The sequence below is a fragment of the Microbacterium halophytorum genome, assembly GCF_002970975.1.
GTDB classification, from domain to species: domain Bacteria; phylum Actinomycetota; class Actinomycetes; order Actinomycetales; family Microbacteriaceae; genus Microbacterium; species Microbacterium halophytorum.
Window position 1 is genome coordinate 103,452 of the sequence record NZ_PNFA01000014.1, and the last position, 10,630, is coordinate 114,081.

The 10,630-nt window shown below is 73.6% G+C and carries 9 protein-coding genes; 7 read left to right on the top strand and 2 right to left on the bottom strand.

Features of this window, described 5'->3' with window-relative positions; all coding sequences use genetic code 11:
• Window positions 1-5: 5 nt before the first annotated feature.
• From C0010_RS13120 to C0010_RS13145, 6 genes are read left to right on the top strand one after another with little or no spacing between them, the layout of a single operon-like run.
• Window positions 6-1,286, top strand: a complete 1,281-nt coding sequence (locus C0010_RS13120; RefSeq protein ID WP_105567536.1) for a DUF58 domain-containing protein — start codon at window positions 6-8, stop codon at window positions 1,284-1,286.
• The gene (locus tag C0010_RS13125; protein ID WP_105567537.1) at window positions 1,283-3,613 is read left to right on the top strand and encodes a transglutaminase-like domain-containing protein; all 2,331 of its coding nucleotides are present in this window, start codon (window positions 1,283-1,285) and stop codon (window positions 3,611-3,613) included. Before C0010_RS13120 ends, C0010_RS13125 begins: the two co-directional genes overlap by 4 nt.
• On the top strand, window positions 3,610-4,542 hold the full coding sequence (locus C0010_RS15380; protein WP_105567538.1) for an FHA domain-containing protein: 933 nt from the start codon (window positions 3,610-3,612) through the stop codon (window positions 4,540-4,542). The genes C0010_RS13125 and C0010_RS15380 overlap by 4 nt, the downstream gene beginning before the upstream one ends.
• Window positions 4,539-5,327, top strand: coding sequence for a PP2C family protein-serine/threonine phosphatase (locus tag C0010_RS13135; protein WP_105567539.1), 789 nt, complete (start codon window positions 4,539-4,541; stop codon window positions 5,325-5,327). The genes C0010_RS15380 and C0010_RS13135 overlap by 4 nt, the downstream gene beginning before the upstream one ends.
• Entirely contained in the window at window positions 5,324-6,688 is a 1,365-nt protein-coding gene (locus C0010_RS15335) for an FHA domain-containing protein (RefSeq protein WP_232531959.1), read from the top strand. Before C0010_RS13135 ends, C0010_RS15335 begins: the two co-directional genes overlap by 4 nt.
• Window positions 6,685-8,295: a serine/threonine-protein kinase gene (locus C0010_RS13145; protein ID WP_105567540.1), complete on the top strand. Its 1,611-nt coding sequence runs from the start codon at window positions 6,685-6,687 to the stop codon at window positions 8,293-8,295. The genes C0010_RS15335 and C0010_RS13145 overlap by 4 nt, the downstream gene beginning before the upstream one ends.
• Before the next feature lie 17 nt (window positions 8,296-8,312).
• Here the strand turns inward: C0010_RS13145 and C0010_RS13150 are convergent, their stop codons facing one another.
• Window positions 8,313-8,768, bottom strand: a complete 456-nt coding sequence (locus tag C0010_RS13150; RefSeq protein WP_105567541.1) for a recombinase family protein — start codon at window positions 8,766-8,768, stop codon at window positions 8,313-8,315.
• Window positions 8,769-8,881: 113 nt separating this feature from the next.
• Complete coding sequence (locus C0010_RS13155) at window positions 8,882-9,136, bottom strand: glutaredoxin family protein (protein WP_105567542.1); 255 nt, start codon at window positions 9,134-9,136, stop codon at window positions 8,882-8,884.
• Between the two features lie 119 nt (window positions 9,137-9,255).
• On the opposite strand from C0010_RS13155, the gene C0010_RS13160 reads away from it, so the two are divergent.
• Window positions 9,256-10,458, top strand: coding sequence for a glycosyltransferase (locus C0010_RS13160; RefSeq protein WP_174150378.1), 1,203 nt, complete (start codon window positions 9,256-9,258; stop codon window positions 10,456-10,458).
• The last annotated feature ends 172 nt before the right edge of the window (window positions 10,459-10,630 follow it).

Here is a 10,630-nt window from a genome sequence, read left to right on the forward strand (position 1 = left end):
GCCGGATGACGACGGACCAGTTCGCGCAGAGCGCGCCGCCGGAGAGGGCGGCGCGCTCGAGCGCGCCCGACCTCGCGGGGTGGGGCGGCGTCGCGCTGCACGCGCTGAGGGTCGCGGGCGCGCTGGGCCGCCGCGTCGCCGCCGTCGTCCGCCCGCTCGGCTGGGTCGTCATCGGCGCGACCGCGGCGTGCTGGGTCGCCGCCGTGTGGTTCGGGTGGCGGGAGATCCTCATCGCCGCCGCTGCGCTCACGGCCGTGCTGGCGCTGAGCGCCCTCTTCCTGATCGGGCGCAGCACGTACGAGGTCCGGCTCGACCTGACCCGCAGCCGCGTGGTCGTCGGCGAACGCGCGCACGGGGCGCTCGTGCTGCGGAACACGGGCGACCGGGCCATCCTGCCCTCGCGCGTCGTGCTGCCCGTCGGCGGCGGGCGCGGCGTGTTCGGGATCTCCCGGATGGCGCCCGGCGACGAGACCGAGGAGCTGTTCACGATCCCGACGCACCGCCGCCAGGTGCTCACGGTCGGCCCCGTCTCGATTGTGCGCGGCGATCCGTTCGGGCTGTTCGAGAGGGCCGACTCGCACCACGAGCCCGTCGATCTGTACGTGCACCCGCGGACGACCCCGATCCTGGGCCAGTCGCTCGGCTTCGTCCGAGACCTCGAGGGCCTCACGTCGACGGCGATCGCTCCGGACGACATCTCGTTCCACGCGCTCACGGAGTACCGGCCGGGCGACGACCTGCGCCACGTGCACTGGCGCTCGACCGCGCGCACGGGCACGCTCATGGTGCGCACATACGAGCAGACCCGGCGTTCGCACTTCGTGCTCGGGCTGTCGACCGCGGCGGGGGAGTACTCGGAACCGGAGGAGTTCGAGCTCGCCGTCTCGTCCGTCGGCTCGGTCGGCCTGCGCGCGCTGTCCGACTCCTTCGCCGTCGACCTGCGGACGCCGGGCGACGACATGGCGCCCCAGAACTCCCGGCGCCTGCTCGACGCTCTCTCGGGCGTCGAGCAGTCCCGCCCGCGCGAGGGCGGCATCGCCGAGCTCGGCGCCGACATCAGCGCCGACCTGCCGCTCGCGAGCGTCGTCGTGCTCGTGTGCGGCGGGCGCGCCACGACGGCCCAACTGCGCGAGGCCGTCGCCCGCGTCCCGCACGGCGTGCGCTGCCTCGTCGTCGTCGCGCGCGCCGGGGCCGAGCCGGAGCTGCAGCGCATCGGCGAGGCCGACGTCGTCACGGTCGGTTCGCTCGATGACCTCCCCGCGACCGTGAGGCGGGTGCTCGCGTGACCATCTCACCGCGCCGCTGGGCGCTCGATCTCACCGCAGTGGCCCTCGTCGCCTGCATCACGCTCATCGGCTGGGCGCCGACGTTCACGGGCCCGGCGTACCTGGCGGCGGGGCTCGGCGCGCTCGTGCTCGGCCTGGGGATCGCGGCGCTCGGCGCGCGCTTCCGGCTCGGCGTCCTGAGCCTGGCCGGCCTCACCGTCGGCGCCTACTTCCTCGTCGGCGGAGCCCTCGCCCTGCCCTCGACCACGATCGCGGGGGTCGTGCCCACGCTCGAGACGCTCCGGCTGCTCGCGGTCCGCGCCGTCACCGGCTGGAAGTCGCTGCTGACATCGGTCACCCCCGTCGCCCTCGCGGACGGCCATGCGATCGTCGTGCTCATCGTGACGCTCGTCGGTACGGTCGTCAGCGCGAGCCTCGCTCTGCGGCTGGCCCGCGCCGCGTGGGCGCTCATCCCGCTGGGCGCGATGCTCGCCGTCGAGATCGCGATGGGCACGTTCGAGGAGTCCTTCCCCCTCCTCCAGGGCATCGCGCTCGTCGTCATCGTGATCGCGTGGCTGGCGCTGCGCGAGGCCTGGGCCCCCGCGCACAACGCCGTCTCGGTCGCGGGCGGCTCCGACGCGTCGCGCGGAGCGGGCCGGCGCCGGCTCGCGGCGGGAGGCGTCGTGCTCGTCCTCGCTGCGGGCGTCGGCGTCGCCGCGAACGCGGTGGTGCCGGGGAACCTGACGCGCGACGTCATCCGGGAGTACATCACTCCGCCGTTCGACATCCACGAGTACGCGAGCCCGCTGCAGTCGTACCGGCTCTACGTGCGCGATTTCAAGGACGAGGCCCTCTTCACGGTGGCGGGTGGGCTCCCGGGCGACGTGCGCATCCGGCTCGGGGTCATGGACGCATACAACGGGATCGTCTACGACGTCGCGGAGGACTCGAGCAGCTTCGACCACCTGCGCACCGACATGGCGCCCGACGCGACGGGCGACGACGTCGCGCTCGACATCACGATCGACGCCTACTCCGACGTGTGGCTGCCGGATGCCGGCACGGTCGATCGCATCGAGTTCGCCGGCGAGCGCGGGGAGGAGCTGCGGCGCTCGGCGTACTACAACTCCGACACCGGCGCCGCCCTCGCCCAAGCGGGGCTGCGCGAGGGCGATGCGTACACGGTGCATGCCGTCAACGCCGCCGTGCCGAAGGATTCGACGCTCGCCGATGCGGAGTTCGCCGACGTCGCGCTCCCGGAGATCGGCACCGTGCCGGAAGGAGTCGCGGCGTTCGCCGCGGACACGATCGCCGAAGCCGAGACGCCGATCGAGCGCGTGCGCGCGATCGAATCGCAGCTGAGCGAGTACGGCTTCTTCAGCCACGGCCTCGAGGGCGAGGCGTACTCGCTTCCCGGCCACGGCGCGCGGCGCATGCAGACGTTGTTCGAGAACGAGCAGATGGTCGGCGATGACGAGCAGTACGCGGTCGCGATGGCGCTGATGGCGCGCGAGGTCGGCATCCCGGCCCGCGTCGTGATGGGCTTCCATGACCAGATCGTCGCGCCGGGCGAGGAGCCGCCCGCCGCCGGCGAGGACTTCGTCGCGACGGGCGACAACCTGCACGCCTGGGTGGAAGTGGCCTTCGAGGGGTACGGCTGGCTGCCGTTCGACCCGACGCCGCCGGAGGACCAGGAGCCGCAGCAGGAGACGACCCAGCCCAAGCCCGACCCGAAGCCCCAGGTCGTGCAGCCGCCGTCCCCGCCGCAGGAGCCGGCCGACCTGCCCCCGCTGATCCCGGATGAGGAGGAGCAGGAGGACGAAGCGGACCCCGGTTGGGGCGTGTTCTGGCTCGTCCTGACGATCGCGGGCATCGGCTTCGGCTCGCTCCTGATCCTGATCGCACCGTTCGCGCTCATCGCGCTGCTGAAGGGTGCCAAGCGCCGCAGACGGCTCAGGGCCGAACAGCCGGCCGACAGGATCGCCGGCGGCTGGGAGGAGCTGATGGATCGCGCGACCGACTACGGCGTGCGCGCGCCCGTCGGCCGCACCAGGCAGGAGGAGGCCGCCCTCGTGGGCGGCGCCCTCGAGGAGCCGCGGGTCGGGCAGCTCGCGGTGCGCGCTGACGCCAGCGTCTTCGGGCCCGGCGACCCGGGGCGCGCCGAGATAGCGGATTATTGGAAGCAGGTCGACGAGGTGGTCGACGAGATGGCAGGCAAGGCATCATTCTGGAAGCGGATGAAGGCCCGCATCAGCATCGCATCGCTGACACAGGGCTCGAAACTGTCGATGTGGGCGCGTTCGCTGCGCGAGCGGGCCGCCGCATCACGAAGGGAAGACGTGAGATGAGCACCCCCCAGCAGCCGGGGCAGGACCCGCAGGGCGCCCCGCGGCCGTTCGCGGCGCACGCGCAGGTCCCCGTCGACCCGTATGCGCTCGGCGCGGCCGCGCCCCTCGGCGGCCCCGACGACCCGAGCGCACCGCCGGCCCCGGTCGCGCCGCCGCGCGCCAGCGCCGGTGCGGAGCCCGCCGTGCCCGGCCCCCCTCCGGCGGGTGAGCCGACGCCGTTCGGCGCTGTGCCCGGCCCCGCCGGGCCCGCGCAGTCGGCCGGGCCGATCAGCTTCGTACCGGGCGTCACCCAGGACCCGCCGGAGGCGGCGGCGCCGGAAGCGCAGTCGGGCCCGGCGGCGGGAGCGGCGGCGTACGCAGGGGGCGCGGCGGCCGTCGTCCCACCGGTGGAACCCGCGCCTCCCGCGGGGCCGGTTCCGGCCGCGGCCACCGCCGAACCGGCGCGGGAGGAGCCCGCAGACGCGGAAGCCCCCGCGGAGCCGGCCGGGCCCGCCGCGCTCTCGGAACCGGCGCCCGCGCAGGCGGCGGCTGACGAGCATCCGGAGCCTTCGAGCGAGCAGCGCGCCGCCGCGGCCTCGTACGACACGGTCGTCGACGGCGAGGCGGCCGACCCCCGCCTCGTCTGGGACGACGGTGAGGAGCTCGCGCTCGCGGGCCGCGTCGTGGTGGGGCGCAACCCCAACGACGAGGACGGCGCGACGGTCGTCGCGGTGCGCGACGAGACGCTGTCGCTGTCGAAGACGCACTTCGAGATCGAGCTCGCGGGAGGCGAGGCTCGGCTGATCGACCGTCATTCGACGAACGGGGTGACGATCGTGCGCGCGGGCGAGCGGATCATCGCCGAGCCGGGCGTGCCCACGCCGCTGCGGGCGGGCGACGCCCTCGAGATGGGTGACCGGATCGCGACCTTCCAGGAGGCGACCGCATGACGGCCCCCATCACGACCGTCGCCGGAGCCGCGACCGACGTCGGCGCGAGGCGCCGGCTGAACGAGGATGCGTTCCTCGCGTCCGCGCCCGTCTTCATGGTGGCCGACGGCATGGGAGGCCACGACGCCGGCGAGATCGCCTCGGCCGCGGCCGTGCACATCTTCTCCGAACTCGTCGGGAGGGCGTCCGTGACCGTCGACGACGCGCGCGACGTGTTCCTCCGCGCGCGCGAGACGGTCGACGAGATCTCGCGCGACCGCGAGAACGGGGCGGGCACGACGTTCGCCGGAGCCCTCATCACCGAGGTCGACGGCGCGGGCTATTGGCTCGCGATCAACCTCGGCGACTCGCGGGTGTACCGGATGGCCGCGGCCGGCCTCGAGCAGGTCAGCGTCGACCACTCCGTGGTGCAGGAGCTCGTCGACAGCGGGCGCATCACGCCGGAGCAGGCCAGGCGTGACAACCGGCGCAACGTGATCACGAGGGCGATGGGCGCCGGCAGCGACGCCGATGCCGACTACTGGATGCTGCCGGCGTCGGTCGGCGACCGCCTGCTGCTGTGCACCGACGGCCTGTCGAACGAGCTGCGGCCGGAGCGCATCGGCGAGATCCTGCGCGCGGTGCCGGACCCCGAGGCGGCGGCGCGCACGCTCGTCGGCGAGGCACTCGAACGCGGCGGCCGCGACAACATCACGGCCGTCGTCGTCGATGCGCTGATGGTGCGCGGCGGGGCGCGCGACGAGGAAGACTCCGACACCAAACCGAGAGAGGCGGTGGCGCGATGATGCGCGCACGCTACACACCAGGCACCGTCCACCTGCTCGTCGCGGGCGGTCGCGCCGTGGTCCTGCCCTCGACCGCCGGGGCCGCGGGGATCGGCGGCGTGTGGGCCGCCCTCACGGGCGAAGGCGATCTCGACGCGGCGCTCGCCGTGTTCGATCAGCATGCGGTCATCGGCTCCGACGGTTCGGTCGCCGACGGCGCGCTGGCGCTGAACACGGTGGCCTCGGACGACGGCGCCGGCGAACTGCGCGTGTCTGCGCAGCTCGTGTGGGGCGCGAAGAAGCCGTGGCTGCCCCTGGAGACGGGGGTCGTGCGCGCGGCCGCCTTCGAACTCGTGATCGAGCCGGATGACGACGGAGCCGTCCCCGTGGTGGCGAGCAGCGAGACGGGCGCCGACGCGAGGGCCGACGCCGCCGAAGCGGTGGCCGAGCCGGGCGGCGCCTCGGTGCCCGCCGGTGCGGGGGCGCCGGACGGGGCGGAGCCCACCGAGGAGGCTGAAGAGCATGCGGCCGGGCTCCCCGGAGCGGTCGTGATCGGTGCGGCGGGTGTCGCCGCCGGCGCCGGGCTCGCAGCGGCTGGTGCGCCGGCGGCCGGTCATCCGGCGCCGACCGACGACGACGGCGCCGCGGCCGAGAGGCAGGCCGACCCGCTCATGAAGGAGCCGAACGCGGCGGAGCCGACGCCCACCGTGCCGATCGCGGCCGCCGTGCTGGGCGATCACGACGGCGCCACGATGCTCCCGGGCGAGGTGGCGGCCGAGCGCGCGGAGCCGCCCGCGGGCGGCAAGCCCCTCGGTGACCACGACGGCGAGACCCGGCTGCCGGGAGAGGTCGACGACATCCGGGCCGAGGCCCTCGGCGACCACGACGGGCAGACGAAGCTGCCCGATGAGATCGCCGAGCTCTTCGGCGAGACCGGCGACCTGCCGGTCACGACGGACGGCGCCGACCGCTTCGGGAACACGGAGGCGATCTCGGCGCCGATGGCGCCCGCGATCAGCGCCGAGGAGGCTGCCGCTGGCACGATCGTGCCGCGCGTCGTCCTGTCGAATGGGACCGAGGCGAGGCTCGACCGGCCCGTGCTGATCGGGCGCCGCCCCCGCTCCGTCCGCTCGGTCGGGGAGGACGTGCCGCACCTGGTCACGGTCGAGAGCCCCATGCACGACATCTCGCGCAACCACCTCGAGATCAAGATCGAGGACGACGCGGCGATCGCGACCGACCTGAACTCCACCAACGGCACGCTGCTGCACCGCGACGGCGAGGCGCACCGCCTGCACCCCGGCGAGCGCACCCTGTTGATCGAGGGGGACACGCTCGACCTGGGCGAGGGGATCACGGTCTCGTTCCAGGGGCTGCCGTGAGCCGGCGCCCGCCGGCCCCACCGCCCGAGCTGCCGGGCTTCGAGTACCTCGAGCTGCTGGGTTCCGGCGGCTTCGCCGACGTGTTCCTGTACGAACAGCAGCTGCCCAAGCGCCGCGTCGCGGTGAAGGTGCTGCTGCCCGACCGGCTCGAGTCGGCCGGGCAGCAGTTCGCCAGCGAGGCGAACACGATGGCGATGCTGTCGACCCATCCGGCGATCGTCACGATCCTGCAGGCGGGCATGAGCGCCGACCACCGCCCGTACATCGTGATGGAGCACTGCCCGCGGCCCAATCTGCAGGTGCGGTACCGGCGCGCGCCGTTCTCGGTCGCCGAGACGCTGCACACGGCGATCCCCGTGATCGCGGCGGTCGAGACGGCGCACCGGATGGACGTGCTGCACCGCGACATCAAGCCGGCGAACATCCTGGTCACCGAGTACAACCGGCCAGCGCTCACCGACTTCGGCATCGCGGCGCACGCCGACTCGGCGGAGGCCGCGGCCGGAATGTCGATCCCGTGGTCCCCTCCGGAGTCCTTCGCGAACCCGCCGCGCGGCGGCCGCGAGACCGACGTCTATCAGTTGGGCGCGACCGTGTACACGCTGCTGGCGGGGCGCGCGCCGTTCGAGCTCCCCGGGCAGCGCAACTCGAGCGCCGAACTGATCGACAGGGCCGAGCGCATGGCGCTGCCGCGCATCGGCCGGCCCGACGTGCCCGCGTCGCTCGAAGCGGCGCTCGCGAAGGCGATGGCGAAGCGACCGGAGGACCGCTACCGCTCGGCCGTGGCGTTCGCCCGCGCGCTGCAGAAGGTGCAGATCGAGCTCGAGCACTCGGTCACGCCGATCGACATCCTCGACGATTCGCCCGCCGACGGCATCGACGACGACGAGGACGGCCTCACGCGGGTCCGCAACATCACGAGCATCGACCCCGTCGATGACGGCACGCGGCCCTCCGCGGCGACCGAGGCGGTGCCGAGCGCCGTCGACGAGTCGCCGACGGTGCTGCGCGGGCCCGGCGCCGTCGCGCCCCAGCCGGGCCGGCGCGAACCCGCGCCCATGGTCGGCGCGGCCCCCGCCGCGTGGTCGCCGTCGAGCGGGTACCGCCCCGAATTCGCACCGGCGCCCGCCGGCTCATCCGGCGTCTCCGACGCGACGCTCCCGCCGGATGCGCTGCCCGCGCCCGCATCCGGCGGCACGGCGGAGGGGGCGCGCCGCTGGCCGTGGTTCGTCGGCGGCGGCATCGTCGTCGCCGCGCTCGCCGTCGGCGCGGCGTTCGGCCTGCCGGCTCTGCTCGGCGACCAGGAGCCGGATGACCCCGGCCCCACGAGCGAGCCGAAGGATCCGATCGCGGAGACGCCGCCGGCGGTCGGCGACCTCGAGGCGCGCGCGCACGGCGACGAGGTGACGTTCTCGTGGTCGAACCCTGACCCGCAGGAGGGCGACACTTACCAGTGGGGCATCGACGTCCCCGGTGGGCAGATCAGCTTCGCGGACACCCGCGAGACCTCCGTGACAGTGGACGCACGGCATCCGACGTGCATCGAGGTGTATCTCGTGCGCGCTGACGGTGTGGCATCGCCCGCCGCGACGACCTGCGCGGACTGACGCGGGAGCGCTTCGGTTCAGGCGGTCGCGAGGTGGCGGGCCTTGTGGCCCAGCACCTTCACCATGATGCCGTGCTTGCGCAGGGCGGCCACGGTGCGGGCGCCTTCGGCGGTGTCGCTGCCGAGCGCGCGGAGGTCTGCGACGACGAGAACGTCGCCAGGGGCGAGCGTGTCGAAGAGGCGGCCGAGGCGGGTCTCCCACGACTCCAGGATGTCGGGCGCGGGGTGGCGGAAGCCCTCGATCGGCACCCCGAAGCGCGTCAGCTGCGAGCGCTGTTCGACGACGGACGGCAGGTCGGCGCGCGCGACGACGAGGCCGACGAGGCGCGCGCCGTCCGGCTTCGCCTGCCACCAGTCGCGGTCGCGCTGGAGCTCCTCGAAGCACTTCGGGCAGTCGGCGGCCTCGTGCGGCAGGTTCAGCGGGCTGGTCTCAGCTGTGTCGGCCACGGTGGCTCCCTTCCTCGTGCTACTCATTGTGCCGTGAAAAACGGTGCGGGGGAGGCGATCGCACGATGCGCTCCGCCCGCAGAAAGGCCGTCGGCCGGTGGATGCCTCGCATCCACCGGCCGACGGCCTTCCCTCACAGATCAGATGAGCGAGAGCTCCTTGAGCTTCGTCGCGACGTCGGCGTTGCTCGGCTCGACGTGGTGCGTCGAGTCGGGGTAGACGACGACGGGGATCTGGGTGCGGCCCGAGATCTGCTTGGCGACGTCGGCCGCGGCCGGCTCGGCCTCGAGGTCGATGTAGTCGTAGGCGACGCCGAGCTCGTCGAGCTGGGCCTTGGTGCGGCGGCAGTCGCGGCACCACTCGGCGCCGAACATGCGGATCTGCGAATCGGTCATGGTTCCAGGGTAATCGCGCGAACAGGGGCGGGCGCCGTGCGCTGGCCCGGGAGCGCTGTGCGCGCCGCGCATCCGGCTCTCTGAGGCGCCCGCTCGGCCCGGCATGGCACGATTGGCGGGTGCAGACAGGGGCGACGGTCATCGTGCCGACCCGCAACGAGCGGGGGAACGTCGCCGAACTCGTGGCGCGGGTCGCCGACGCCCTGTCCGGTCGAGAGGCCGAGATCCTCTTCGTCGACGACAGCGACGACGGCACCCCGGATGAGGTGGCCCGGATCGCCGCGGACGCGTCGCTTCCGGTGCGCGTGCTGCATCGCACGGCCGCCGAGCGCACGGGCGGGCTCGGCGGTGCGGTCGTCGCAGGCCTCCGCGCCGCGGCGCACGACGTGTGCATCGTGATGGATGGCGACCTGCAGCACCCGCCGTCGACGCTGCCGGTGCTGCTCGACCGCTATGACAGCGGCGACGTGGATGCCGTCATCGCATCGCGCTACACCGGCGGCGGCCACAGCGCCGGGCTCGCCTCCCGCGCCCGGGTGTGGGTCTCTCGAGCGTCGACCGCCGTGACGAAGGCGATGTTCCCCGTCCGGATGCGCGACGTCACCGACCCCATGACGGGGTTCTTCCTCGTCGACCGCCGCAGGGTCGCGCTCGATGCGCTGCGGCCGGACGGCTTCAAGATCCTGCTCGAAGTGCTCGTGCGCTCCGAACTGCGCGTCGCGGAGGTGCCGCTCGCGTTCGCGCCCCGCGGCGCAGGCGCCTCGAAGGCCGACGCCCGCCAGGGCCTGCACTTCCTCGGCCAGCTCGCACGGCTCCGATTCGGCAAGATGTCGGTGTTCGCCGCCGTCGGAGCGTTCGGCGCCGTGCTGAACGTCGCGATCGTGTGGGCGCTCACGGCGATCGGCGTCGAATACATCGTGGCCGCCGTGATCGCCGCCGAGGTCACGATCATCGGCAACTTCCTGCTGCAGGAGCGCTTCGTCTTCCACGACATGCGCGCCGCCGCAGCGGGCTTCTGGCGCCGCTTCGCGACGTCGTTCGCCTTCAACAACGTTGAGGCGGCCATCCGCATCCCGGTGATGGCGCTCATGGTCGAGACCTGGGGCATCTCGAGCCCTGTCGCGACCGCCATCACGCTCGCCGTCGCGTTCCTGGCGCGCTTCGTGTTCCACTCGCTCGTCGTCTACCGCCCCCGCCGCATTGAGCCCGACCATCGGCACGCGGCCGCGCACCGCGTCGAGGAGGCGGCCCGCTCCGGCGAGCTCGTCGCCGACACCGGTGCGCTCCGGATCATCCGGGGCCTCGACCGCGACGAGGCCTGAGCCCGCGCCAGCCGCCCCCGTCGCAACATCCGTGCTCTGCGGGCGGGCGGGTTCAAGTTTCGAGTGCAACGCCTATTGCTTCTCGTAGCTTCTCACTCGGGGTCCAGTAGTCGAGGGTCTTCCGAGCGCGTGTGTTCAACAGGTGTTGTGCTCGGGCGAGGTCGTCATCGGT

Excerpts from the sequence above, each read along its gene's own strand:
- C0010_RS13120 (WP_105567536.1), top strand. The coding sequence starts at position 6 with ATGACGACGGACCAGTTCGCGCAGAGCGCGCCGCCGGAGAGGGCGGCG.
- C0010_RS15380 (WP_105567538.1), top strand. The coding sequence starts at position 3,610 with ATGAGCACCCCCCAGCAGCCGGGGCAGGACCCGCAGGGCGCCCCGCGG.
- C0010_RS13135 (WP_105567539.1), top strand. The coding sequence starts at position 4,539 with ATGACGGCCCCCATCACGACCGTCGCCGGAGCCGCGACCGACGTCGGC.
- C0010_RS15335 (WP_232531959.1), top strand. The coding sequence starts at position 5,324 with ATGATGCGCGCACGCTACACACCAGGCACCGTCCACCTGCTCGTCGCG.
- C0010_RS13150 (WP_105567541.1), bottom strand. The coding sequence starts at position 8,768 with ATGAGTAGCACGAGGAAGGGAGCCACCGTGGCCGACACAGCTGAGACC.
- C0010_RS13155 (WP_105567542.1), bottom strand. The coding sequence starts at position 9,136 with ATGACCGATTCGCAGATCCGCATGTTCGGCGCCGAGTGGTGCCGCGAC.